The sequence below is a fragment of the Bacillus sp. SW14 genome, assembly GCF_047608225.1.
Lineage (GTDB): Bacteria > Bacillota > Bacilli > Bacillales > Bacillaceae > Bacillus > Bacillus subtilis_G.
In genome coordinates this window covers 3,120,989-3,145,077 of record NZ_JBLKRW010000001.1, presented here as the reverse complement: position 1 = coordinate 3,145,077, position 24,089 = coordinate 3,120,989, and the positions used below count along the sequence as shown (strand labels likewise).

The window sequence follows — 24,089 nt, the reverse complement described above, 5'->3', positions numbered from 1 at the left end:
AAAAAAGCTTGTAGAAAAAACATCGTTTTCTCTACAAGCTGAGAAGCAGGTATGGAGGAACCTGCTTCTTTTTGATATTATTGTGCAGCTGCTTGTACATTGATTAACCCTTTTCCATAATAGAAAGAGCTTCCAAGGTATGTTGTAGTGCTCTCTAAACGATTACGGACTTGTGTGTTTGTCCAAGTCGGGTGCTTAGAAAGAATTAACGCGGCTGCTCCGGCAACGTGAGGAGTAGCCATTGACGTTCCGTTGTAAGCGCCGTAAGTGCCTCCAGGAAGTGTGCTTTGGATGGACACGCCAGGAGCCATCACATCAAGCTCAGAACCTACGCTTGAGAATGAAGCTCTTTGGTTGCTGCTGTTTACCGCACCTACCGCGATGGTAGAAGGATATTTCGCAGGATAGCCGACCGTGCTTGAGCTTCCGGACGTGCCTTCGTTTCCGGCTGCGACCGCAACGACGATACCGCTGGAAACGGCTTTATCAACTACTGTTTTCAGCGCTGTAGAACCAGAAGGTCCGCCAAGGCTCATGTTGATCACGTCCATATTGTTGGAAATGGCCCACTCAATGCCGTTAATAATCCAGCTGTATTGGCCGCTTCCTGTTGAATCAAGAACTTTTACTGCATATAACGATGCGTTCGGCGCTACGCCCAGAACACCGATGGAGTTATTAAGAGCGGCAATCGTACCGGCTACATGCGTTCCGTGAGAACTGCCGTCTTGGTATGGGTTTGTTTCAGAAGGTACGAAGCTTGCTCCGCCTCTCACGTTTAAGTCAGGATGAGAAGAGTCAATTCCGCTGTCGATAACAGCTACTTTTACGTTAGACCCTGTATAGCCTTGAGAGTGAAGAGCCGGCGCTTTAATTTGAGAAATGCCGTAAGGGACAGATTGCGCATATTCATGTGCAATATGATCTTCTTCCACATATGCAACGCTCGGATCTTGTTTCAATTCTTTTACTGTTTTTGCATCCAATGTTGCTGCGGCTGCGTTAACATACTTAAACTGCTTTTGAACTTTTCCGCCTTTCTCAGAAATAACATCCTTTTTCTTGGCGGAGCTCATGGCACTCATTGTCTGTTTAAATCCGACAATGTACTTCTTTTCTGTACTGCTTTTTCCGGCGGCCTGCGCAGACATGTTGCTGAACGCCATCGTAAAGATTAACGTTAACGCAAACAACAAGCTGATCCACAATTTTTTGTTTCTCACTCTTTACACTCTCCCTTTTTAAAAATTCAGATTAGACTTACTTAAAAGACTATTCTGTGAATTTATTGTAATAGATGGAATCATATTTTAGTAGACCTATTTTTTTGCGATGATTTTATCTCTATTTAGGTATATCATCTCTCGCTATTTCTGTAGAGTCTCGAAACAACTAATTTCATACAGAAAAGAATGAAAATAGACATGAGTAAATGTTCATTATGTTGAAATGCCAAGCTTTTTCAGGTTAAATGCTCCTGAGTCCTAGCAAATTCCTGTCGAAAAAAATCCTTCAAATGACCTGCATGTGTTTCCGTGAGATCAATGGATATTATCGTGATATTTTTTCTATGTGTGCTGATAAAAGTATTCTGAAAAATAAACTTTACAGAAAATTCTATTAAAGTTAAAATGAAACGATTATAGATAGGGAGGAAGAAATGAGATGAACATTCGCCAAGCAAAGACATCAGATGCAGCAGCCATCACGCCGTTATTTAACCAGTATCGGGAATTTTATAAGCAGGCGTCCGATCTGAAAGGGGCAGAGGCTTTTTTGAAAGCGCGTCTGGAAAATCACGAGTCTATTATTCTGATAGCTGAAGAAAATGGAGAATTCATAGGTTTTACCCAGCTCTATCCAACGTTTTCTTCTGTGTCAATGAAAAGAATCTACATATTAAATGACTTATTCGTCGCTCCTCATGCGCGAACAAAGGGAGCTGGCGGGCAGCTGCTGTCTGCCGCAAAGGATTATGCTGCGGAAAACGGGGCAAGTCGTTTATCGCTTCAGACTGAACACCACAACCTGACGGCAAGAAGCTTATATGAGCAAAACGGCTATGAAGAGGATACTGCATTTGTCCATTATCGTCTCAATGTGCCGGCGAAGTAAAATTGAAGCTTGATGATTTGGTTTTTAACGTTCTTCGGTTACAATAGAAACGAAAAGGAGTGTACTGAATGTCAACGTTATTTCAAGCATTGCTGGCAGAGAAAAATGCCGATGATGTTTCAGTCCATGTGAAAACCATGTCAACAGAGGATTTGCCGAAAGACGGTGTCCTGATTAAAATGGCTTATTCCGGCATCAATTATAAAGATGGTCTGGCTGGAAAAACCGGCGGCAATATCGTCAGAGAGTATCCGCTTATTTTGGGCATTGACGCCGCGGGTACGGTCGTCTCTTCCAATGACCCGCGTTTTGCCGAGGGGGATGAGGTCATTGCGACAAGCTATGAGCTCGGTGTCTCCCGCGATGGCGGATTAAGTGAATATGCTTCAGTGCCTGGTGACTGGCTGGTGCCTTTGCCGCAGAATCTTTCGTTAAAAGAAGCGATGGTGTACGGTACGGCGGGATTTACCGCGGCGTTATCGGTGCATCGGCTTGAACAGAACGGCCTGTCTCCGGAAAAAGGGAGCGTGGTTGTCACTGGAGCAACCGGCGGTGTCGGCGGAATTGCAGTATCGATGCTGAACAAGCGGGGCTATGATGTGGCGGCAAGCACCGGAAACCCGGAGGCGGCTGATTATTTGAAGCAGCTTGGTGCAAGCGAAGTGATCAGCAGGGAAGATGTCTATGACGGAACGCTTAAGGCGCTGTCCAAGCAGCAATGGCAGGGAGCGGTTGATCCTGTCGGCGGAAAACAGCTTGCCTCGGTTCTAAGCAAAATCCAATATGGCGGATCTGTCGCGGTAAGCGGTTTAACCGGCGGGGGAGAAGTGCCTGCAACGGTGTATCCGTTCATTCTTCGCGGGGTCAGCCTGCTCGGAATCGATTCAGTGTACTGTCCGATGGATGTCAGAGCCGCTGTGTGGGAGCGTATGTCTTCTGATCTTAAACCTGATCAGCTGCTGGCCATCGTGGATAGGGAAGTATCGTTGGCGGAAGCGCCGGCTGCGCTAAAAGATATTTTGCAAAATCGCATTCAAGGAAGAGTCATTGTGAAGCTTTAACAGGATCAGCTTGCAGAGAAAGCTATGTTTTTCTGCAAGCTTTTTTATGTACATGGGTTTGTACTGCTGCGCCCTGAAAATAATCTTTCATTTGCCATTATCGTCCTGCTTCATCACAGTGAAAAACAAGTTTTTCCTGTAAGCTGAACTTTCTCTTCTCATTTCAAAAAAGTTAGTGATAATGATTCTCATTCCGTGTTATACTATCTCTTGGATATCTTACCCTTAGAAACTACATACAGGAGAGACTTGGACATATGAAAAAAGCACTGATGATTCTTACAGTTTTGCTTCTTTCTGTTTTAACAGCGGCCTGCTCGTCTTCAAGCGGCAATCAAAACAGCAAAGAAAATAAAGTAGCGGTAACACACGATTTAGGGAAGACAAATGTGCCTAAGCATCCGAAGCGGGTTGTTGTGCTTGAGCTTGGTTTTATCGACACGTTGCTTGATCTCGGCATTACACCTGTAGGGGTGGCTGATGACAATAAAGCGAAGCAGCTGATTAACAAGGATGTGCTGAAGAAAATTGACGGCTACACATCTGTCGGCACCCGCTCACAGCCAAGCGTGGAAAAAATCGCTTCATTAAAACCGGATTTAATTATTGCCGATACGACCCGGCATAAAAAGGTATACGATCAGCTCAAAAAAATCGCACCGACGATTGCGCTTGATAATTTAAACGCGGATTATCAGGATACAATTGACGCTTCACTTACGATTGCAAAAGCGGTCGGCAAGGAGAAGGAAATGGAGAAAAAGCTGACGGCGCATGAGGAAAAGCTCAATGAGACAAAACGAAAAATCAGTGCTAACAGCGAATCCGTGCTGTTAATTGGAAATACAAATGATACAATTATGGCCAGAGATGAAAATTTCTTTACATCCAGACTTTTAACACAGGTCGGCTATCAATATGCGATCAGCACGTCAGATAACAGCGAATCAAGCAATGGCGGCGACTCAGTGAACATGAAAATGACACTTGAGCAGCTGCTGAAAACAGATCCGGATGTCATCATCCTGATGACAGGAAAAACAGATAACATCGACGCGGACGGCAAACGACCGATCGAAAAGAATGTGCTTTGGAAGAAGCTGAAGGCAGTGAAAAACGGCCATGTGTACCACGTGGATCGTGCGGTATGGTCTCTGCGCCGCAGTGTGGACGGGGCGGATGCCATTTTGGATGAGCTTCAGCGAGAGATGCCGACTGTGAAGAAATAAAAGGAAAAGACAGGCAAACGCCTGTCTTTTCTTATTTGATAAAGCCGGATAAGTGGCTGTTGATGTTATAGTCTTTAATCCGCCATTTCTCTTCTGCAAATTCAATGTTGCTGAGGCAGGCGTTGACGAGGCGCGTGCTTTGCAGCTCTGGGTCACCGCCGGAAATTTCCGTCAGCAGTGCGTGAATCGCTGCACCGTGAGCGACGATCAGCACCTTCTGGTTTGGATACGCGTGATTTACTTTGACCAAACCGCCCATCAGCCTGTCAGTGAGTACTTCTAACGTTTCCATATTCGGATAGATTTTATCCGGATAGCGCTTTGTCCGTTCTTCCAGCAGCATGCCCTCCGCATCGCCGTAATCGCGCTCTTTAAATTCATCCATTTCGACAATCGGAAGATGCAGATATTCATTAATGATTTCCGCGGTTCTTTTCGCTCTTTTCAGCGGGCTCGTCACAATGACATCCCAAGAAAAATCCTTTACATATTCTCCGGTTTCTCTTGCTTGGCGTTCACCTGTCGCGTTCAGCGGAATATCGGTTTTGCCTTGGCATTTTTGCTGCAGATTCCAATCGGTTTCTCCATGTCTTACTAAGCAAACGGCTGTCATAAAATCCCCTTCCTGACTTTGGTCATATCGCTATTATACTAAATCAAAAGCACGCATCCTATGAAAAAGCCTATGCCATAATTTCAAATAATAAAGCAAGACCGACTCCGCCGCCGCTTCCGATGGCCGCAACGGCATATTGACAGTCTGTCCGTCTTTGCGCTTCATAAAACAATCTGGTTACCAGAGCCGCCCCTGATGCGCCGTACGGATGGCCGAGAGCTAACGCGCCGCCGCGAACATTGATTTTTGAAAAGGGGATGCCGAGTTCTTGAGAGCAGACACAAATTTTGACGGCAAAGGCTTCATTGATTTCATATAAATCGATATCATCAGGTGTTAAATTGTGTGTGATTAAGAGATTACGGATCGCATCAACCGGTGCAGCGGGCGGATAGTTTGGGTGAAACCCGCTGACGGCGCTGCCGATAAACCGGAGCACAGGCTTAAGCCCTAGGGCTGCCGCTTTTTCTTCTTTCATTACAAGGAGAGCGGCCGCTCCGTCTGATATGCCGCTGCTGTTGGCTGCTGTAACCGTTCCGGAGCTGGTGTCGAAAACCGGTTTTGCACGGGAAATAATCGCTTCTATCGGCCGCTTTTTCAGAAATGCTTCATCCATCTCTAATTCTTCGAGAGGAACAATTTCTTGACGGTAAAATCCGCCATCATGTGCGTTTCTGCTGCGTTGATGGCTGAGAAGCGCGTATTCATCCTGCATGCTTCTGCTGATGGAATAGCGTGCTGCCGTATATTCCGCTGCGATGCCCATGTCGGGATCACCGATTGCATCTGGAGAAAAGCGGGCCCGTTCTGAAAAAGGCGATTGGCTGCTGCTTTCTGAGCCGCCCGCGATATACATCGTGCCGGCACCCGCTTGAATGAGACTGCAGGCATAGCGCACAGCTTCAAGGCCGGAGCCGCACTGTCTGTCAATCGTCATCCCGGGAACCGATATAGGCAGTCCGGCTTGCAGAGCTGACAGCCTGGCGAGATTGCCGCCTCTTCCGGTCGCGTTTCCGAGAATCGCCTCGTTGATTTGATCCTTTAGCTTTCGGCTGAGACAGCTGATGATAGGAGCCGCCAAATCCTCCGGGAGAAAGTGATTCAGCAGCCCGTTTTGTTTTCCAAAGATCGTTCGTTTTGCATCAACAATAACCGCATTCAAGTTACACTGCACCCTCTTCTAGCCATTTCCTCACGCTGGAACGGGCGATTTTTCCGCTGCTCGTTTCCGGCAAGCAGTTTGTAAACACCCATTTTTTCGGAATCTTGTAGGATGCCAGTTTCTGTTTGCACAAGGCTTTCAGCTTTCTGGCATCAGTGTTTCCGTGAATGACAGCTACAGCGATTTCTCCCCAATACTCGTCCGGGATTCCAACGACAGCCGCGTTTTCAACCTCTGGACAGGAGAGAAGCACACGTTCAACTTCTTCTGGGAAAATATTTAACCCTCCGTACACAATCATCCCGTTTTCTCTTCCTGATATGTATAGAAAGCCATCCTCATCGACACAGCCCATATCATCCACTGTCATCCAGCCGGATTCATCTAGTGCGCTGCCGTTGACATAGCCGGAAAACCGCATCGGGCTTTTGACAAATATTTTTCCGATTTCTCGGGGCTGACAGCGTTCTCCCGCAGCGCTGCGGATTTCAATCTGGACGTTGTGAAAAGGGCGGCCAGCTGAATGCGGCTTCCGTTTGCTGTCTTCCGGTGAGGAATATGTCACAAAGCTAAGCTCTGATGTGCCGTAAAAATCGTATAGCTTGAGATGAGGCCATTTTGCGGCCAGCTTTTTCTTAGATTCTGCCGGCCAGTCTGCACCTGATGAAATGATTTTGACAGGACTGTTGGGAAACGCCTCAATTCGGGAAAGGGCGTCTGTCATCGTCGGTACGGTATAGAGAACGCTGACAGATTTACCATTCAGCCATTCCTTCGCTTGAGTAGGGGAGAATTTTTTCAGCAAGCAAACGGTTCCCCCGAGAAACAAGGTGCTGACAGCCCCATATAGGAAGTGAGAGGACATTAACGTTCCGGGAATCAATACTGTATCATCTGATGAAATCGAAAAATCAGTTTCCGTACACGTAAAGCTCTCCATCCATGAGCGGTGAGATCGTGTGAAGGCCTTCGGTTTTCCTGTCGAGCCAGACGTAAATCCCATATAAAAAGGGTGCTCTGGATCAATGATAGGCACGGGATCAGCGGATGCCTCCGAAATATCTGCCATACAGTTATCCAGCAAAACAACAGGTGTCTTGCTATCTGTCAGTTTGTTTTTGAAAAAGGCTGAAGTAACCACAAGATCTGCATCGCTTATGGACAGACGCTCCTTACATTCAGCCGCGCTCCAGCGTGTGTCGATGGGAACTGCCGTGCACCCCGCCGCTGCAGCTCCGGCAAACAGCTGTAAAAACGCCATGCTGTTCGGGAGCAGGATCGCCACACGGTTTGGCATGTTCGGTTGCGACCGCAGCCAATTTGCGGTTTGAGAGACTAGTTGGGCCCAGTCCCTGTATGTGATTTGCTCCGATTCAGTTTGGATCGCCACACGGCTGGGCGATCTTTCGGCAATAGATGAATAGGTATGAGTAATTGTCATGGAATCAGCCTCCTTTCGTAAACATCGTATCAGAAAGAGACAAGGCTTGGGTGATTTTTATCGCCAGAAACGCAGATACAGCCGCCTTTATCAAATCACCAGGCACATACGCAAGGCTCATGAAGGCGGCCTGTGACAAATCAATATGCATGATAAAAGCTTGTACTGGTATACCGAGCAGATAAATAAAGATGATGCCGAATACAATATGTGTGAAAAAGAGACGCAATACAGTCACTTTTCGCAGTCTGGAAACGGCTAAACTGATCAGCCACGAAGCGAAGGGATAAGCGATCAAAAAGCCCGCGCTTGGCCCGAAAAAAACACCAAACCCGCCTCGTCCGCCGGGCAAAAGCGGCGCTCCGAAGGCAACGAGCAGCAAAAAGACAAGCTGGCTTAAGAAAGCAGACTTAGGCTTGAGGATGCTGCCTGCCAGCATCACACCAAGCGTTTGTAATGTAATCGGAACGGGTGTAAAAGATAAGAAGAGAGGAGGCATAAAGCCAAGCACTGCCATCAGTGCGGTAAAAATGGCAATATGCATCATGTCTATTAATCTCAGCATGTGAAATCCTCCAAACAGTAATAAAATATGGTTATACAATAAATGTAGGTTGTTATTATGTCAACTAATTTTTAATTTTAGTTAACAATATAAGCGTGAAAAAACCGGCTGCTTGGCAGACCGGTTTTTGATGTTTATTCTTCTGTCAGGATAACAAGTGAATCAACAGATGCGGCCACGTGAGAAACTGCGCGGCTGACTTCCTGAAGCCCTCCGAGAAAGGCCTGCAAATCGACGTCGATTTTGCCTGATTGCTCTTTGCTGACTTTCATGCTGTGGACGATTTCATCGAATAGGCGGTTAATTTGCGTCATTTTTTCTTTACTATCACTGACTAGCCCATTCACGTCTTTGATATGCTTTGAGACGATTTCGATTTGTGTATTCGTATTGTTCACAAGCTCAGACACGGTAGAGACCGTTTTTTTCGTGTCCTCAGAAAGCTTCCGCACTTCATTAGCGACTACCGCGAAGCCTTTACCGTGTTCACCGGCGCGGGCAGATTCAATAGAAGCATTGAGCGAGAGGAGGTTTGTTTGTTCAGCAATGCCAGTGACAATGCCGAAGATTTTTTCAATTTGCTGTGCGATTTCATCTAGCTTGACCATTTCTTTTTCAATTTTGACAAGGCTCGTGTCAATTTTATTCATCTGTTTTTGCTGGATTTCAAGCTCTTTTTTCCCGCCGATCGACTTTTCTTCAACGGTGCCGGATGTCACTGTGCCGGCTTTGGATGCTTCAGAAATGCCTTCAGATTTGTCCACAAGCTCTTGAACAGATCTGCTCGTTTCTGAAAACAGATTTGCAATCGACCCAGAGGTTTCTTGAATTTTCTGGTGAAGAAGGTTTTTCTTTTCTTCTTGTTCATCACGGGTTTGATTGTACTCGCTTTGAAACGCTTCAAGAACAAGCTGCTGTTCCAAGTTCAAGATTTTAGTTGTCGCTTTAATTGCTTTCAGCAGTTCCTTATGGTCTGTAATAGACGCTTCGTAAATGTTAATCATTGACAAAAGTAATTCTTGAAAGGCGCCCATATACCATTTTGGCTGAAGGCCGATTCTTAAATGAATGGAGGCGATTCGGTTTCGTTTTTCGATAAATTCATCATCGATAACGCCTGCAAACATTTCCTGAATATGCCGTTTTAGCGTTTGTTTTAAGCGGTCAACTGAGCTGTGGTCATTGATGATGTCCATTAAAGAGCTTTCGTGGTCAAGGTTTTTATAAAACGCATCGACGATGAATACGATGTTTTCTTGTATTAATGGCTGAAGCTGCTCTAAAGCGTAAAGCTCTGCATCCCCTAATCTGACCATTTTGAGCTGTTTTTTAACATCCGCATGTTTGTTTGTGAGCTGAATGCGGTTTTTTTGCTGTCCGTTTGAATCAGAAAAATAGGCGGTTTCTTGTTTTCTATCTTTTTTAAATAACAATCCTGTGATCCCCCTTGGGAAAATATAATGTTTACCTTTTGGCTTTTTAAGCCTTTTTCTTTTTTATCGGTCAAGGGGAACATGAATGAAGATAGAAATGAAAAATATTTATAAAAACCGTTCACTAAAATGAACGGTTTAATCAAAGTCAATTTGTTTTAATGGCTTGATGGCAGGACCTTCAACAATTTCGCCGGTTGGCTTAAAGCGGGATCCGTGGCACGGACAATCCCATGTATGCTCGCCGTCGTTCCAGTCGACCTCGCAGCCTAAATGGGTGCACGTCGTATCGACGAGATGAAGGCAGCCTTTTTCATCTCTGAATGCCCCCGCGCGTCTGCCGTTGATGGTGACGGCTTTTCCTTCACCCGGCGCGATCTCTTCAAACTGGACGTCAGGCTTTTCAAGCTTTCCTTTAATGAAATGCTTGGCGACATCGGCATTGTAAGAAATCACTTTCTGCAGTCCGGGGTTCAGATGGAAACGGGACGGCGTGAAAATGCTTTCGTATGGATTGGCTTTTTTCTCCACAAGGTCTGACAATAGAGTGGCCGCGACAGCTGATGACGTCATGCCCCATTTTTTGAATCCGGTCGCTACAAGAATATTGTCCTCCTGTTCCGACATCGGTCCGATGAAGGGAATTTTGTCAATTGTCACAAGATCCTGGGTGGACCAATAATATGGGATGCTTTCGATGCCGATGGTGCTTTCCGCCATTTGTCTCAGAGTTTCGTAATGTGTCGACATGTCTTTTCCTTGGCCGGTTTTATGGCTTTCTCCGCTAAAGAGAATCAGTTTTTCTCCGTTTACATTTGTATAGCGGAGGGCCACTGACGGCTGATCAATACTCAAATACATGCCCTCGGGATAGTCGATCTTCGGCTTGACGGCGAGGACATAGGATCTGTCAGCGTACATTCTCGCAGAATATAATCCGCCTCCGTCATAAAAAGGGAAGTGGGAACAGCATATGATAAAGCGGCTCTTAATGGCGTGCCGGCTTTTTGTTACCACTTCAGGCCTTTCGCCTTTTTTGACATCAAGCGCAACGGTCTCTTCATAAATCCGTCCGCCTTTTTGAACAATCTGCTCCAGAAGCGCTTTTAAGTATTGAAGCGGATGAAATTGGGCTTGATTTTTCATGACAAGCGCCAGTTTAGAACCTAAGGGAATCGAAAGCTCATTTATAAGGTCTCTTTCAATGCCAAGCTTTGTGTATGCCTCGTGCTCAGTTCGGATTTTTTTTACAGCGTCTTCATTTGCTGTGTAAAGATATGCATCTTGTTCGCTCCATTCGCAATCAATTTGATGTTCATCCACAATTCCTTTTATGTAATCTATTGCGTTTTGATTGGCTTCATAATAAAGCCTTGCGTGGTTCAATCCGAAATTGCGGATAAATTCATCGTAAATCATGTCGTGCTGGGCGGTAATTTTAGCAGTTGTATGGGCAGTGGTGCCATTGAGCACCTGATTTGCTTCAATCAAAACGACACGGAAGCCTCTCTTCGCGAGTTCATATGCCGTTGTGATTCCCGTAATCCCGCCGCCGATTATAGTGACATCACACTCAGTATCCTCTTGAAGCGCCGGAAAAGAAGGCAGGTCAGTTGATGTTTTCCAGTATGTTTCAGGTGCTTCCTTTGCAAAATATTGATTAGCCAAGCCATTATACCTCCAATCAGATTTATTCTTAATTTTTCCATATTCTATCTTTTCATACATAGGGAGCAGGCATTGTTCATAACATAATAGGGTTGAAAAGGAGTGATTTCATTGGCGAATCAAAAAAAGAAAACATTGCCGCCTCAGCACCAGAACCAGCAGCCGGGCTTAGAATATCTCATGGACCCGCGTCCGGTTTTTGATAAGCCGAAGAAAGCGAAAAAATTAGAGGGCAAAACCGCTATTATTACCGGAGGAGACAGCGGAATCGGACGCGCTGTATCGGTGTTATTCGCAAAAGAAGGGGCTAATGTGGTCGTCGTGTATTTAAATGAGCATCAGGACGCCGAGGAAACAAAGCAGTATGTAGAAAAGGAAGGGGGAAAATGCCTCCTGATTGCTGGAGATGTCGGGGATGAAGCGTTTTGCAATGATGTGGTTATGCAGACAAGCCAATCGTTTTCGTCCATTGATATATTGGTCAACAATGCAGCTGAGCAGCATGTCCAGCCCGGCATTGAAAAAATCACAAGCCACCAGCTGGTCAGAACCTTTCAAACAAACATTTTCTCCATGTTTTACTTAACAAAGGCGGTGCTGCCTCATTTAAAAAAGGGGAGCTCCATCATTAATACAGCCTCAATTACCGCCTATAAAGGGAATAAAACGCTGATCGATTATTCAGCGACAAAAGGAGCGATCGTTACGTTTACAAGGTCACTTTCACAGTCGCTTGTTCAGCAGGGCATACGGGTCAATGCAGTAGCGCCGGGTCCTATTTGGACACCGCTTATCCCGGCCAGTTTTTCCGCAAAGGATGTGGCAGTGTTTGGTTCAGATGTGCCGATGGAACGCCCGGGACAGCCGGTGGAAGTGGCGCCAAGCTATCTATACCTTGCCAGCGACGATTCCACCTATGTCACAGGACAGACGATTCACGTCAATGGCGGAACAATTGTGAATGGGTAATAAAAAGCCAATCCTTAAGGATTGGCTTATTCGCTCTGCTTGAGCGCTGCATATTCTTTAGAGAGCGTAAGAAACGCATCTTTATCTTTTTCGTCCAAGGCTTTATTGATTTGGTCCGTCAGCATGGCAAGCCGACGCTTATACAAGGATTCATCGAGCACCATTTGAATGTAGACATCCGTCATTGTGACATCAAATTCTTTTGTTTTTTGCGTGTTGCGGGACTTCATGAGCTCAGTGTACGATTTTTTCTCTTTCATAAAGAATCCCCCCAATGCCTTTTTTATAGTATATGGATAACGGTCGAAAAAATCAATCAATTTTTATAATTTTTAGACAACTAATACTTGGCAATCTATCGACATATCCTGCAAAATGCCGTAAACCGGAAGATCATATGAATGTAAAATCGGGTTATTACTAGTAATTTAGTACCGGAAAATATCATTAAAAGATGATTTTAGCTTATTTGTTAAAAAAACCTGTCGTTTTATAAAAACAGATGATAGATTATTAGTATAAATTTTGCAGAAAAAGGATGGAGGCTATAATATGAGTCAGAAAACTGACGCACCTTTAGAATCGTATGAAGTAAACGGCGCAACAATTGCCGTGCTGCCAGAAGAAATTGACGGCAAAATCTGTTCCAAAATTATTGAAAAAGACTGCGTACTTTATGTCAGCATGAAGCCGCTGCAAATCGTCGACAGAAGCTGCCGTTTTTTCGGATCAAGCTATGCGGGAAGAAAAGCGGGAACTTATGAAGTGACAAAAATTTCACACAAACCGCCGATCATGGTGGACCCTTCGAACCAAATCTTTTTATTCCCTACACTTTCTTCGACAAGACCCCAATGCGGCTGGATTTCCCATGTGTACGTAAAAGAATTCAAACCGACTGCATTCGACGATACGGAAGTGACATTTTCGAACGGCAAAACAATGGAGCTGCCGATCTCCTGTAATTCGTTCGAGAACCAGGTGTACCGGACAGCATGGCTCAGAACCAAATTCCAAGACAGAGTCGAACACCGCGTGCCGAAACGGCAGGAATTTATGCTGTACCCGAAGGAAGAGCGGACGAAGATGATTTATGATTTTATTTTGCGTGAGTTGGGGGAGCGGTATTAGAAAATAGAAAGGAGCTGGCCGATAAGGGCAGCTCCTTCTCTACCTGCTTTAGGCTGTCGGAATTCCTCCGGTGATGCCATATACCTGAGATGTCACATAACTTGCATTCTCTGAAGCTAAGAATACATAAACATCGGCCAATTCCACTGGCTGCCCAGCGCGATTTAATGGGGCTGGGGGCGTCCCTTGGCCAAATTTCGGAATGTTTTCCGTCGGCTGTCCGCCGGAAATTTGCAGCGGCGTCCAAATTGGGCCAGGCGCTACTGAATTCACTCTGATGCCCCTTGAAGCCAGCTGTTTTCCCAGGCCGACTGTAAAGCCGATAATGGCGTTTTTCGTTGCTGCGTAATCCAACAGCATCGGGCTCGGGTTGTAGCCCTCAACTGAGGTGGTCGTAATAATGGATGCGCCCTCCGGCAACAACGGAAGCGCCGCTTTTACAACCCAGTAAAGGGAAAAGACGTTCACTTCAAATGTTTTATACATTTGTTCAGTAGGCAGATCTTCGATGTTTTCGACGGCTTGCTGTTTGCCGGCAACCAGCGCTAACACATCCAGGCCGCCGAGTTCCTGATGCGCCTGTTTGACTAAATCCTGGCAGAAGGATTCGTCGCTCAAGTCTCCGGGAATCAGCACTGCTTTTCGGCCTTCTGCTTCTATTAGTTCTTTCACTTCTTCAGCATCAGGCTGTTCCGCGGGTAAATAGTTAATGGCCACATCGGCGCCTTCCCGGGCATATGCAATCGCGGCAGCCCGGCCGATACCGGAATCGCCTCCGGTGACAAGCGCTTTTCGTCCGGTTAGTTTACCCGATCCTTTGTAGCTTTTTTCTCCGCAATCAGGCACGGGCTTCATGTTCTGCTGCAGGCCGGGCGGCTCTTGATATTGTTCAGGGAATTCATCATGAAAAAATGCTGTTGAAGGTTTGCTAAGATTTGAATCAGACATCATCAACACTCCTTTTTTTGTTTGGTGTACATTCGTATGTGTACCCCTGAGCATTTTCAGAAAAACATGTTTTGGCAGTTTGACGTGAAAGGCTTGAAAAAACAAGCCCTTCTTCCATATTGATCTTGTCAAATAAAACCGTATGAATTATGATAAAATCCAGCTATAAAAAACTAAATATTGGATATAAGGGGAGTGTATCGTCATGAAAAAAATGGCGGCGGTTATGCTGTCACTCGGTCTCGTTTTCGGTTTTTCATGCGGAGCCGGCCATGTGGCGGAAGCCAAAACAAAGGTGAAGGTCTATAAGAATTGCAAGGAGTTAAACAAAGTATACAAAGGCGGGGTGGCCCGCTCGTCGAAGGTGAAAAATAAAGGCGGAAAAACGAAGTACAAGCCTTACGTATCTAAGGCGCTTTATGATGCCAATAAAAAGAAAGACCGCGATAAAGATTATATCGCCTGCGAACGTTAAACAAGCAAAAGCAATCTGACAGCCAGATTGCTTTTGCTTTTATTGATTATGCCGCCTGATCAGCCGCGGTGCTTTTCTCTTTTCTTGTCACAAAGCTTACTGCTGCCATGACCGCAATGTTCAGCAACAAGGCGATTATGCCGACATTTACATCTTTTGCGGCCTGCGGCAGCGCCGGAAATAAAGTGCCGATCGTCGTTTCTGTCAATGTAATATAAGAAACCGCTCCGACACCTCCAATGATGCCGGCGAAGGCTCCTTGCTTCGTCACTATATTATGCTTGAACAAGCTGAACAGCAGGGCCGGAAATAATTGTGTGACAAGGCTGTAGCCCATTAATAGCAGTGTAACGATGGTATTCCCGCCTTTGAACGTAAAATAAACCGAAATCAGCGCGATCACCGGCACTGCATATTTAGCAAGTGTCGATACGTGCTGTTCTGTCGTGCGGGGTGCGAACACTTTGTACACATTTTTTGCAAACAGGGTGGAAGCTGACATTAAGATCATAGACCCCGGCACAAGCGCTGTCAGCAGTCCGGCAGCGCCGATGATCCCGACAAACCAAGGGTCAAAGGTTTGCAGAGACAGTCTCAAAAGCGATAAATCACCGTCCGCACCTTTCAAACCAGGTACTTGCAGGATAGCGGCAAAGCCGACGAACAGGACGAAGAGCAGGACTAGCTGGTATAAAGGCATGATGATGGCGTTTTTGCGAAAGACTCTTGGGTTTTCGGCTGAATATGAAGCGGAAAACGTATGAGGCCACATATAAAACCCGAGGGCTGTTAAGAGCACGGTTGAACTGAACCACGCCGTACTTTGCCCCGTTTCAGGAAGCGTAAGAAAGCCCGGCTTTGCCGTTTCGATCTGCTGAAACATGTCTTGAAATCCGCCGTAGTAATGAATGGGCAAATACACACCTAAAAACAGAACGACGACCAAAATCATAATGTCTTTCACAACCGATATCCAGGCAGATCCGTGAATGCCGGAAACCATAACGTAAACCGTGATGGATATGGCGCCGATCCAGATGGCGGCGGCCGGGGAGATTTTGCCGTACGATGTCTCCGATACAATCAGCCCGAGGCCTTTCAGTTGCAGCACAAGATACGGAATGAGCGCGGCGATGCCCACCAGTGAAACGAGCACGCCAAGCAGCGGACTGTTATATTTTTGGGTGAAAAAATCAGACTGCGACATCAGCTTATGCTGTTTCGCGTACGTCCAAACAGCCGGCAGGAGCCAATAAGAAAGGATGTAGGCCAGGCAGCCGTAGGCAATGATGTAAAAGGCCGGTCCGCCTTTTACATAGGCCCAGCCGCTTCCGCCGAGAAACGTAAATGTGGTATAAATTTCGCCTGCCATCAATAAGAAGACGAACAAGGTTCCGAAGCCGCGGCCTCCAACCGTCCACTGCTCAAGGTTCATGTCTTTACCTTTTTGGGCGCGTATACCGAGAAAAATGCTCAAGAGCAGGACGCCGAATATGATGATGAGAGCTGCGTTCATTCTGCTTCCTCCTTTTTATTTTCGTTGTCGAGGACATATACAATCGCCATCAACGCAGAGGTCAAAAGAGCCCACATCACGATATAGGCAAGAATAAACGGCATGCCCAATACATAGGGAGTCATTTTATTTGCAAAAGGGATGCCGAGTAAGATGCCAATAAAGGGCAAAGCGGCGAGAACGTGAATCAGTTTCATAGAATCCTCCTTTTATTTTAAGGTGGGGTGTGCAAGCCAGAGCGTACTGAAATGATGTCGGGAAATATGGCGGCACATGTCATTTTTTGGGGTAAAAGGCTGTGGTTCGAATTATAAATAAATTCATTTTGTTTGTATAGTGTGAATTGTCTGAAATTTATTATTAGAATTGCCCGAAGAGGGAGCGGGCAGTTTCGGAAGGGCGCAAAATGATTCAAAAGACTTATGGCCTGTCCGGGGCAAATAGATAAAACGTTAATAATTCGCTAACCTGTTCACGGATTCGCGGATTAAAATAACGGTGCTTTTCTTCATAACCTTCGATCACAAATACATAAAGCGTAAAGGCCTCATCGCGTTCCGCCTCGTGGATCACAATTTTTCTTTTCCTCAGCTCTTTTCTGACCTCAATCAAATCCTTTTGTGCTATTTTTAATGATTCGCTGATAAGCTGTTTATAAGGATGCTTCAATTTTAAAGCGCTTTGCTCAATTCCGGCGAGATCACGATTTAAAATCGTAATGGCCATGGGCAAAAAAAGAGCCCGTTCAATTAAATCGTATATTTCCTCCTGCAAATTCGGCATGCTGACTCCTTCTTTCTTACGGGAACGTTCGTTCTGTATATTCTATATCGGCTGGTGAAAGGTTTCAATACAGAAAAAATCACCAAAACTTTTTAGTTTTTTGCTGATAATGTGTAGAATAAGGATAGACAAACCCGGTAAGGAGTATAAATGTTGGATCATTTTTTATCCTATTTTACACAAGAAAACTTAACTGAATTATTCCAAAGCTATAGGGCCTTAGGTCCGCTCATTGCTGTGCTGCTGCCTTTAATAGAAGCATTTCTCCCGTTTTTGCCGCTGATCGTGTTTGTGGTGGCGAATACGAACTCGTTTGGCCTGTGGGAAGGATTCATCCTGTCCTGGGCGGGATCAACTGCTGGATCTATACTTGTCTTTTTGATTGTCCGTCAATACGGGCAGAGAAGATTGCTTGGAGTTATCCGCAGTCACCCGTCGGTCAGAAAACTGATGTTATGGGTGGAAAGACACGGCTTTGGCCCTATGTTTCTTCTGCTTTGTTTTCCGTTTACACCGTCAGCCGCGGTGAATGTTGTTGCCGGTTTGTCGAGGATCGGAACGCGGCCGTTTATTTTGGCGGCAGCCTCGGGGAAGCTTGTCATGATTTTTATGATCAGCTTTATCGGATATGATCTGCACGCGCTCATCACACAGCCGATACGAACGATTATTGCTGTATTGGTGATCGCTGTTTTATGGTATGTGGGCAAAAAGGTGGAGCGGTATCTGCATGTGAGAGCCAGTCAGCGTGAGCAATGATGGAGGGAGACAGTAACATGAAAAAACGGTTTTGGTTTCTTGCCGGTGTAGTGTCCGTCGTTCTCGCCATTCAGGTTAAAAATGCCGTCTTTATTGATTACAAGGTGGAAGGCGTCAGTATGAACCCGACCTTTCAGGAAGGGAACGAATTGTTGGTTAGTAAATTTTCGCATCGATTTAAAACCATTCATCGCTTTGATATTGTCCTTTTCAAAGGCCCTGATCAAAAAGTGCTGATTAAGCGGGTGATCGGCCTGCCCGGTGAATCGATCAAATATAAAGATGATCAGCTGTATGTGGACGAAAAGCAGGTTGCTGAGCCATTTTTGAAGCATTTGAAATCTGTTTCTGCCGGAAGCCATGTAACGGGTGATTTTACCTTGAAAGATGTGACAGGAACAAGCAGAGTGCCGAAAGGACAATATTTTGTTGTTGGAGATAATCGCATATACAGCTTCGACAGCCGGCACTTTGGTCCGATTAGTGAAAAAAAGATTGTCGGTGTGATCTCCGATTCTGAATAAAAAAAGACGCCAATTGAAACGGCGTCTTTTTTGTGCTGGTTTGAAAATATGTGTTGAAGAAAAATTTGTAAGGAGTTATAATCAAAATTGTTTCATGTGTAACAAAAATAGAATTCGTTTTTAATTTCAGGTTGTTTTTATTGGTTTTTATTCGTTTTATATGAAACAAAAGGAGTGATTAAGATGAATGTTGAAGCCGTGATTATAGGGGGAGGGCCGGTCGGGTTGATGCTGGCTTCCGAGCTTGCGATGGCCGGGGTGAAAACATGTGTGGTTGAGCGGCTTGAAAAGCCTGTTCCTTATTCCAAGGCGCTGACGCTGCATCCCCGCACGCTGGAGCTACTTGAGATGAGAGGGCTTTTGGAGCGGTTTGTATCCAAGGGGAGCAAGATACCTTCCGGGCACTTTTCGATGCTGGATACCCGTCTTAATTTTTCAGGCTTGGATACGAGCTGTCCTTACACGCTTTTGCTTCCGCAGGCTAAAACGGAGCAGCTGCTTGAGGAACATGCGCGAAGCCTGGGAGCAGAGATGTTTAGAGGGGCAGAGGCGCTGGCGGTTACGCAAAACAGGGAAGGGGCGCAAACGATTTTCAAGGATCGGGAGGGGAGTGTGCGGACGATCATAAGCAAGTTTGTCATTGGTGCCGATGGTGCAGGTAGCACTGTCCGGAAACAGGCTGGAATTGAGTTTCCGGGTACCGACAGCACCGTTACAGCGGCGCTTGGAGATGTGGCGCTCCTTTCTCCGCCGCCGTCAGGAGTGCTGTCCCTTTGCACAAAAGAGGGCGGTGTGATGATTGTTCCGCTTTCTCCGGGCCGATACCGTGTCGTCGTAATCAGCCCATACCGTACTCAGACACCGAAAGATGTGCCGGTCACTGAGGAGGAGCTAAAAACTGATCTTATACGAATTTGCGGAACTGACTTCGGTTTAAGCGAGCCTTCGTGGTTGTCAAGGTTCGGGAATGCCGCACGTCAAGCGAAGCAGTATCGGGACGGCAGAATCTTTCTTGCGGGGGATGCGGCGCATATTCATTTTCCAGCGGGCGGCCAAGGGCTGAATGTCGGCCTTCAGGATGCGATGAACCTTGGGTGGAAGCTGGCGGCGGCCGTCAAGGGCGCTGCGCCTTCGTGGCTTTTGGACAGCTACCATAGGGAGCGGCACCCGGCTGCTGAAGGGCTCCTGAGGAACACAGAGGCACAGACAAAACTGATTGATTTCACTCAAGCAGGCCTCCATTTGCGCAGTATGATATCGGAGCTGCTCGCCTTCCCTGAAGTGAATCGATATGTAGCGGGGCAAATTTCCGCGCTTGATGTCAGGTATGAAGCTGATCCGGATATGCCGCCGCATCGTTTGAATGGGTTAAGACTCCCGGATATGAAGCTGAATGTTTCCGATGGCAGTTCGGAACGGCTGTACAGCTGTCTTCAAAACGGGACATTCGTTTTACTGTCATTGATCCAAGAAGCTGATGACCATAGCCGAGTGAAAGGCCTGTGTACGGTAAACGCCTCGCTTGCAGAACCGAGTGAAAAGTGGCGGGACGTGCATACGGTATTGATTCGCCCTGATGGACATGTTGCCTGGGCGGTGGATGCATCAGCACCCGATTGTACCGGGGTGATTCAAACAGGAATCAGCCGGTGGTTTTCCGTCACCAGTCCGGTGTAACGCAATTCGATTGTTTCATCTGTAACAAAAAGGTATGATAGAAGAAACAATCGAATGAAAAAGGATGGAAAACCCGATGAACACAGATCATACGAAACACAATCTTTTTGAATTATATGCGGAGCTCATTCATCAACAGGAGAAATGGGAGGGACTCATGAAAGCCTTTTTGGCTGACGAGTTGAAGAAGCTGGATGATGAGCACGGGAGTAAATCACAATTGACGATGACAGAAATTCATGTTCTATCCTGTGTCGGAGACAATGAGCCGATTAATGTCACGTCTATTGCAGAAAAAATGAATACAACAAAAGCGACGGTGTCACGCATCAGCACAAAATTGCTTGGCGCCGGCTTCCTTCACAGAACACAGCTTAGCGATAATAAGAAGGAGGTCTACTTCCGTTTGACGCCGGCTGGAAAAAAACTGCATGGGTTGCATAAATATTATCATCAGAAGGTCGAACAGCGTTTTCTGTCATTTTTTGACCGGTACACTGAGGAAGAAATTCTTTTTGCGGAACGGCTGTTACGGGATTTGGTGACAAAGTGGTATCCATCCTCAGAAGAGATTGAAGAAGGGATCCACAGCGTTTTTGAATAAAAAACCATGCACAGGATGCGTGGTTCAGCGTGACGGCAAACTCTGGTTTGTTGTCTGGTCTGCGCGTTGGTGCATACGAATGAGAACATTTTCTTTGCTTCCATACTCACTTTCTTAAGCGGCAAGGGTTTTCAATCACGTTGAAAAGATGGCAACATCCTAAAACGATTCATCCTTTTAGGATGTTGTCAACAATCAACACGCACCGGGTGTGTTTTTTTACGTTTCCTCTTTCTTTTTCAAGATTGTAACGTAAATCAAATTTCCTCCGGCTAAAATGATAAGCGGCAGTCCGGGGGAACCGGATGTCACTAAATTGTAAATCAGCCAGATACCTAAACATAATCCGTAATATAAGTGCATGGCCTTCTCGGGATTGTCGCGCAGCAAAACCCCTTTAAAAATCTTTTTCATCATAACGCCTCATTAACTTTAAGGTTTCTCCTTTAGTTTACATGCATCTTCGGTTAATCTCAAAATTTGATCTTTGGCTTTTGATGCATCCTTAAAATATGTCGAGGAAATGTTAGAATTATTTTTCTTTTTAAAGTACACAGTTGCGTTTTCTGATAACTCTGCCACGTCTGACCACAATTTCTTTTCTTTAAGAATGGGCATTTTTGCATCCAGTGCTTCTAAATTCCTATTGTGATACAAAAATATATAATATTCAACTTGGCTTTGTATACATCTTCGATGACATTTTCAGCATATCCTAAAGTATAGGTTTGTCCTTATACTGAATGTCTAGTTTGACACTTTTCTTGAAATCTCCACATTTGATAGTTAAATTTTTAATCTTCTTTAACCATGCGCTAATGAGCGTTTCCAATTCAGCAGCTATTGTTGATGGCAGCAACAGGTTAATTTATGGATGCATCATAAAACAATTCTGTAAATACCTTTGCTACGACACCTGTGTATATCTCGGACAGGTCAAGAATCAAAATTACAATCACTTCTATCTCTCGTGCTAAAACACTGTTTTCTCCATATAAACAAGGAAGGAACTAGAGGACATGAAGGCCTCTTCTTACTTACGATATGTCTATGAGTATCTTTCATTCACACGTTTTTACTGTGTTTTTGAAGCTTTGCTTTCAAGTGAAATAGGGTCTTCTGTTTTAGTTCTCCTAATCTTTACAGAAATCCCTACTAGAATCACCGCCATAGTTGTAAATATTCCCATGGTTAATAAGATCGTATCCTGATTTAAACTCCATCCAATTAAGAAAGAGATTATCGCTCCTCCGAAACTTGCCGAAGCAATAAATAAACTTGTAACTTCGTCAACGTACTTCTGAATAATGATTGATGCTAGTGTTAAAGCAATGGGAAATATGCCCGCTATACTTAAACCAATCAAAAATGTACCACCCAATTGAAGTATTGGGTTACTTATATAAGAGAAGGCAATCAACAGAACAATTAAACAACTACAACTAAAGAGGAGGTACTTAGAAAAATCAAGCCTCCTACTTACTAAACCGATCAGTATTCTTCCTATGATGATCCCTACCCAGAAAAAGGAGACACTTATGAGACTAATTTGTTTATTGTCTTGGTTTATCATGATTGAAGGTAAAAAGTTGGCGAAATTTGTTTCAATTCCAGCATATAGGAAAGCGAAAAATACAAAAAAGCCTAATTGCTTTGATTTTTTTCTATCTCCTATAAAGTATTGAAATGCTCCTACATTTGGCAAGGCCACTTGCTGATTAGCATTCTTAGCGTACTTTCGGTTCTTGGATAAGAAAATGAACCACCCTGCTAATAGGACGAACAAAAAGGTGAATATACAGTAATACGGTAAATACCAGTTATTAATATCGATGAAGGCATTAATTAATAATGGAAAAGATAAAGCGCCTATTCCAAAGAGAACTTCCAACTTACTCATTTTTTCTGCATTACTTTCGAAATTAGCAATAACAAAGGAACCAACTGTCGTTTCTAATGTACCTGCCCCATATCCTAAGAGAAAAGCCATTACAACAATATAATACCAATCCTTCGTTAGAAAAAAGATACTTAACGCTACAAGCATTATTGTCAAAGCTAACGTAAGTGTCCTAAAGTGACTGTATTTCTTAATCATTAACGGTGCGATTAATACGCCGCTTAGGAATCCGGTAAACTGAAAGAAAATGATAACCGAAATATCATCTGTTGTCTTGTTAAAAGATTCTAATAGAAATGGTGTCAAACTCCCTGTTGATATATGGATAATACCTACTGTAAAAAAGAAAGCATATCCAAATAAATATGTCCCTCTTAACATTCATTACACCCCTATATTAAAAAGCAGGAAAATAAATTCCTGCTTCTTTAGTAACTTACCTCTTCGAAATACGAATTGACTGCTAAAGAACAGACATTGTTTGAGGGTTGCTATCTTTCTCAAAGAACATTTCTAATACTTCCTGCGATCTAAAACCATCGTTAAAAGAAGGGATCTCAATCCAATCTTTCTGAGTTGATGCAATCCAATTGATTAACTCGTTTCTAAAAGAATCAGCCCAACCATAAAATTCGTTTGGCGGATCGTTTAATAGACTTTGGGGTACCGGGCAGTCTGCCACGTTCAAGCCATCTATGAGCTTGTAAACGTGAGGATTACCTGTGTGGTATTTAAACTCTTTTTTGTGTCCAACTACCTCAATGCTAAAACCACAGTCTTCAGGTACAGAACATTTTGATGTGATGATATTTACAAATACCTTGTTCTTCAGCTGACCATAAATTTCTGCATAGTCATCTACAAGTACCTGTTTATCCTCTTTTGTTTTTACATTTGTGTTCATCTTTGCCCTTACTGATTCTGGGATGAAGTCACTCTCAAACAAATACCATACCATGTCGATAAGGTGAATACCCAGATCCCCCAATGATCCACTAGTCTTCTTACTATTAGCGTCATCTCTCCAAGTAAACTTCTTACGTCTAATTGCACTGTTTTTCTTGAAGTGTACTTTTATGGACAGTATGTTACCTAGTTCATGATTGATAATTAAGCTTTTTAAGATATTTACATAAGACAGATATCTATAATTAAATCCCATACTAGCTCTTACGTCTAACCTTTCAGCAGTATCTTTCATTATGCTTGCTTCCTCAAGAGAAATGGCCATAGGCTTTTCACACAATACATGCTTATGTTTTGCTAATGCTTGTAAAGCATGTTCTTTATGGCAAAAGTTTGGAGATGCTACAATTAAACCTTCTGAGACATCAATTAATTCATCTGCATTTTCATATGCTTTCCCGCCGAAAGTTTTAACAAAGCTTTCCGCATTTTGTTGATTGATGTCATACACCCCTACTAACTCTGCATTTTTTATTGTAGATAAAGCAGTTGCATGAGCTCTTGCAATACCACCTGCACCTATGATACCAATCTTCTTCATATCTAA

Annotated in this window: 24 protein-coding genes and 2 pseudogenes; 10 read left to right on the top strand and 16 right to left on the bottom strand. The window is 44.6% G+C overall.

The features are described from left to right. Positions 1-77 precede the first annotated feature (77 nt). The gene (aprE, locus tag ACMX2I_RS16270) at positions 78-1,223 is read right to left on the bottom strand and encodes a subtilisin AprE (RefSeq protein ID WP_333518284.1); all 1,146 of its coding nucleotides are present in this window, start codon (positions 1,221-1,223) and stop codon (positions 78-80) included. A gap of 442 nt (positions 1,224-1,665) precedes the next feature. Between aprE and ACMX2I_RS16265 the strand changes: the two genes are divergently transcribed. From ACMX2I_RS16265 to ACMX2I_RS16255, 3 genes are all read left to right on the top strand, one after another. Next, entirely contained in the window at positions 1,666-2,115 is a 450-nt protein-coding gene (locus ACMX2I_RS16265) for a GNAT family N-acetyltransferase (RefSeq protein ID WP_202328483.1), read from the top strand. Positions 2,116-2,183: 68 nt separating this feature from the next. Beyond that, positions 2,184-3,176 carry an NADPH:quinone oxidoreductase family protein gene (locus ACMX2I_RS16260; RefSeq protein WP_414957486.1) on the top strand — a complete coding sequence of 331 codons (993 nt, stop codon included), beginning with the start codon at positions 2,184-2,186 and terminating at the stop codon, positions 3,174-3,176. Positions 3,177-3,433: 257 nt separating this feature from the next. After that, positions 3,434-4,405 carry an ABC transporter substrate-binding protein gene (locus ACMX2I_RS16255; protein WP_414957485.1) on the top strand — a complete coding sequence of 324 codons (972 nt, stop codon included), beginning with the start codon at positions 3,434-3,436 and terminating at the stop codon, positions 4,403-4,405. A gap of 31 nt (positions 4,406-4,436) precedes the next feature. On the opposite strand, the gene phoE is transcribed toward ACMX2I_RS16255, so the two are convergent. The 7 genes and pseudogenes from phoE to ACMX2I_RS16220 all read right to left on the bottom strand — a co-directional run bounded on the left by phoE (position 4,437) and on the right by ACMX2I_RS16220 (position 11,290). After that, positions 4,437-5,018 (bottom strand): phosphatase PhoE, encoded by a 582-nt coding sequence (gene phoE, locus ACMX2I_RS16250; RefSeq protein WP_414957483.1) that lies wholly within the window; start codon positions 5,016-5,018, stop codon positions 4,437-4,439. Positions 5,019-5,088: 70 nt separating this feature from the next. Then, a complete protein-coding gene (locus ACMX2I_RS16245) occupies positions 5,089-6,183 on the bottom strand; it encodes an acetyl-CoA C-acyltransferase (RefSeq protein ID WP_414957482.1) in 1,095 nt (364 codons plus the stop codon). A 1-nt stretch (position 6,184) separates the two neighbouring features. Further along, positions 6,185-7,624, bottom strand: a complete 1,440-nt coding sequence (locus tag ACMX2I_RS16240) for an acyl-CoA synthetase (protein WP_414957481.1) — start codon at positions 7,622-7,624, stop codon at positions 6,185-6,187. Positions 7,625-7,628: 4 nt separating this feature from the next. Next, positions 7,629-8,189, bottom strand: coding sequence for a biotin transporter BioY (locus tag ACMX2I_RS16235; protein ID WP_087991277.1), 561 nt, complete (start codon positions 8,187-8,189; stop codon positions 7,629-7,631). Between the two features lie 134 nt (positions 8,190-8,323). Next, the gene (locus tag ACMX2I_RS16230) at positions 8,324-9,121 is read right to left on the bottom strand and encodes a methyl-accepting chemotaxis protein (protein ID WP_414958346.1); all 798 of its coding nucleotides are present in this window, start codon (positions 9,119-9,121) and stop codon (positions 8,324-8,326) included. A gap of 6 nt (positions 9,122-9,127) precedes the next feature. After that, positions 9,128-9,505 (bottom strand): annotated as a pseudogene (locus ACMX2I_RS16225) (protoglobin domain-containing protein); the annotation flags it as partial. A 255-nt stretch (positions 9,506-9,760) separates the two neighbouring features. After that, positions 9,761-11,290: an FAD-dependent oxidoreductase gene (locus tag ACMX2I_RS16220; protein ID WP_414957480.1), complete on the bottom strand. Its 1,530-nt coding sequence runs from the start codon at positions 11,288-11,290 to the stop codon at positions 9,761-9,763. Positions 11,291-11,401: 111 nt separating this feature from the next. On the opposite strand from ACMX2I_RS16220, the gene ACMX2I_RS16215 reads away from it, so the two are divergent. Beyond that, a complete protein-coding gene (locus ACMX2I_RS16215; RefSeq protein ID WP_414957479.1) occupies positions 11,402-12,259 on the top strand; it encodes an SDR family oxidoreductase in 858 nt (285 codons plus the stop codon). A 26-nt stretch (positions 12,260-12,285) separates the two neighbouring features. On the opposite strand, the gene ACMX2I_RS16210 is transcribed toward ACMX2I_RS16215, so the two are convergent. Beyond that, a complete protein-coding gene (locus tag ACMX2I_RS16210) occupies positions 12,286-12,519 on the bottom strand; it encodes an IDEAL domain-containing protein (RefSeq protein ID WP_003239440.1) in 234 nt (77 codons plus the stop codon). 292 nt (positions 12,520-12,811) lie between these two features. Here ACMX2I_RS16210 and comK point away from each other — a divergent pair, with 292 nt between their 5' ends. Beyond that, positions 12,812-13,390, top strand: a complete 579-nt coding sequence (comK, locus tag ACMX2I_RS16205; RefSeq protein ID WP_414957477.1) for a competence transcription factor ComK — start codon at positions 12,812-12,814, stop codon at positions 13,388-13,390. Between the two features lie 48 nt (positions 13,391-13,438). On the opposite strand, the gene ACMX2I_RS16200 is transcribed toward comK, so the two are convergent. Continuing rightward, positions 13,439-14,338 (bottom strand): SDR family oxidoreductase, encoded by a 900-nt coding sequence (locus tag ACMX2I_RS16200; protein WP_414957476.1) that lies wholly within the window; start codon positions 14,336-14,338, stop codon positions 13,439-13,441. A 205-nt stretch (positions 14,339-14,543) separates the two neighbouring features. Between ACMX2I_RS16200 and ACMX2I_RS16195 the strand changes: the two genes are divergently transcribed. Next, entirely contained in the window at positions 14,544-14,813 is a 270-nt protein-coding gene (locus ACMX2I_RS16195) for an excalibur calcium-binding domain-containing protein (RefSeq protein WP_010329289.1), read from the top strand. Between the two features lie 46 nt (positions 14,814-14,859). Here the strand turns inward: ACMX2I_RS16195 and ACMX2I_RS16190 are convergent, their stop codons facing one another. The 3 genes from ACMX2I_RS16190 to ACMX2I_RS16180 all read right to left on the bottom strand — a co-directional run bounded on the left by ACMX2I_RS16190 (position 14,860) and on the right by ACMX2I_RS16180 (position 17,112). Then, positions 14,860-16,329, bottom strand: coding sequence for a sodium:solute symporter family protein (locus ACMX2I_RS16190; protein ID WP_414957475.1), 1,470 nt, complete (start codon positions 16,327-16,329; stop codon positions 14,860-14,862). After that, positions 16,326-16,526: a DUF3311 domain-containing protein gene (locus tag ACMX2I_RS16185; protein ID WP_087991285.1), complete on the bottom strand. Its 201-nt coding sequence runs from the start codon at positions 16,524-16,526 to the stop codon at positions 16,326-16,328. Before ACMX2I_RS16185 ends, ACMX2I_RS16190 begins: the two co-directional genes overlap by 4 nt. Positions 16,527-16,749: 223 nt before the next feature. Continuing rightward, positions 16,750-17,112, bottom strand: coding sequence for a hypothetical protein (locus tag ACMX2I_RS16180; RefSeq protein WP_087991286.1), 363 nt, complete (start codon positions 17,110-17,112; stop codon positions 16,750-16,752). Positions 17,113-17,262: 150 nt separating this feature from the next. Here ACMX2I_RS16180 and ACMX2I_RS16175 point away from each other — a divergent pair. The 4 genes and pseudogenes from ACMX2I_RS16175 to ACMX2I_RS16160 all read left to right on the top strand — a co-directional run bounded on the left by ACMX2I_RS16175 (position 17,263) and on the right by ACMX2I_RS16160 (position 20,676). Further along, positions 17,263-17,887, top strand: a pseudogene (locus ACMX2I_RS16175) (TVP38/TMEM64 family protein). Between the two features lies 1 nt (position 17,888). Further along, positions 17,889-18,395, top strand: coding sequence for a signal peptidase I (gene lepB, locus ACMX2I_RS16170; protein ID WP_414957474.1), 507 nt, complete (start codon positions 17,889-17,891; stop codon positions 18,393-18,395). A gap of 177 nt (positions 18,396-18,572) precedes the next feature. Beyond that, complete coding sequence (locus ACMX2I_RS16165) at positions 18,573-20,072, top strand: monooxygenase (protein WP_414958345.1); 1,500 nt, start codon at positions 18,573-18,575, stop codon at positions 20,070-20,072. Between the two features lie 76 nt (positions 20,073-20,148). Further along, entirely contained in the window at positions 20,149-20,676 is a 528-nt protein-coding gene (locus ACMX2I_RS16160) for a MarR family transcriptional regulator (protein WP_333516287.1), read from the top strand. Positions 20,677-20,895: 219 nt separating this feature from the next. Here the strand turns inward: ACMX2I_RS16160 and ACMX2I_RS16155 are convergent, their stop codons facing one another. The 3 genes from ACMX2I_RS16155 to ntdC all read right to left on the bottom strand — a co-directional run bounded on the left by ACMX2I_RS16155 (position 20,896) and on the right by ntdC (position 24,083). Then, the gene (locus ACMX2I_RS16155) at positions 20,896-21,093 is read right to left on the bottom strand and encodes a hypothetical protein (RefSeq protein WP_087991290.1); all 198 of its coding nucleotides are present in this window, start codon (positions 21,091-21,093) and stop codon (positions 20,896-20,898) included. 658 nt (positions 21,094-21,751) lie between these two features. Next, complete coding sequence (gene glcP, locus ACMX2I_RS16150) at positions 21,752-22,957, bottom strand: glucose/mannose transporter GlcP (RefSeq protein WP_414957473.1); 1,206 nt, start codon at positions 22,955-22,957, stop codon at positions 21,752-21,754. Positions 22,958-23,039: 82 nt separating this feature from the next. After that, complete coding sequence (gene ntdC, locus ACMX2I_RS16145; RefSeq protein ID WP_087991293.1) at positions 23,040-24,083, bottom strand: glucose-6-phosphate 3-dehydrogenase NdtC; 1,044 nt, start codon at positions 24,081-24,083, stop codon at positions 23,040-23,042. Positions 24,084-24,089: the final 6 nt, after the last annotated feature.

Bases quoted from the DNA above. Each gene is read 5' to 3' on its own strand.
- ACMX2I_RS16265 (WP_202328483.1), top strand. From the start codon at position 1,666: ATGAACATTCGCCAAGCAAAGACATCAGATGCAGCAGCCATCACGCCG.
- ACMX2I_RS16260 (WP_414957486.1), top strand. From the start codon at position 2,184: ATGTCAACGTTATTTCAAGCATTGCTGGCAGAGAAAAATGCCGATGAT.
- ACMX2I_RS16255 (WP_414957485.1), top strand. From the start codon at position 3,434: ATGAAAAAAGCACTGATGATTCTTACAGTTTTGCTTCTTTCTGTTTTA.
- phoE (WP_414957483.1), bottom strand. From the start codon at position 5,018: ATGACAGCCGTTTGCTTAGTAAGACATGGAGAAACCGATTGGAATCTG.
- ACMX2I_RS16240 (WP_414957481.1), bottom strand. From the start codon at position 7,624: ATGACAATTACTCATACCTATTCATCTATTGCCGAAAGATCGCCCAGC.
- ACMX2I_RS16235 (WP_087991277.1), bottom strand. From the start codon at position 8,189: ATGCTGAGATTAATAGACATGATGCATATTGCCATTTTTACCGCACTG.
- ACMX2I_RS16210 (WP_003239440.1), bottom strand. From the start codon at position 12,519: ATGAAAGAGAAAAAATCGTACACTGAGCTCATGAAGTCCCGCAACACG.
- comK (WP_414957477.1), top strand. From the start codon at position 12,812: ATGAGTCAGAAAACTGACGCACCTTTAGAATCGTATGAAGTAAACGGC.
- ACMX2I_RS16200 (WP_414957476.1), bottom strand. From the start codon at position 14,338: ATGTCTGATTCAAATCTTAGCAAACCTTCAACAGCATTTTTTCATGAT.
- ACMX2I_RS16195 (WP_010329289.1), top strand. From the start codon at position 14,544: ATGAAAAAAATGGCGGCGGTTATGCTGTCACTCGGTCTCGTTTTCGGT.
- ACMX2I_RS16190 (WP_414957475.1), bottom strand. From the start codon at position 16,329: ATGAACGCAGCTCTCATCATCATATTCGGCGTCCTGCTCTTGAGCATT.
- ACMX2I_RS16185 (WP_087991285.1), bottom strand. From the start codon at position 16,526: ATGAAACTGATTCACGTTCTCGCCGCTTTGCCCTTTATTGGCATCTTA.
- ACMX2I_RS16180 (WP_087991286.1), bottom strand. From the start codon at position 17,112: ATGCCGAATTTGCAGGAGGAAATATACGATTTAATTGAACGGGCTCTT.
- lepB (WP_414957474.1), top strand. From the start codon at position 17,889: ATGAAAAAACGGTTTTGGTTTCTTGCCGGTGTAGTGTCCGTCGTTCTC.
- ACMX2I_RS16160 (WP_333516287.1), top strand. From the start codon at position 20,149: ATGAACACAGATCATACGAAACACAATCTTTTTGAATTATATGCGGAG.
- ACMX2I_RS16155 (WP_087991290.1), bottom strand. From the start codon at position 21,093: ATGATGAAAAAGATTTTTAAAGGGGTTTTGCTGCGCGACAATCCCGAG.
- glcP (WP_414957473.1), bottom strand. From the start codon at position 22,957: ATGTTAAGAGGGACATATTTATTTGGATATGCTTTCTTTTTTACAGTA.
- ntdC (WP_087991293.1), bottom strand. From the start codon at position 24,083: ATGAAGAAGATTGGTATCATAGGTGCAGGTGGTATTGCAAGAGCTCAT.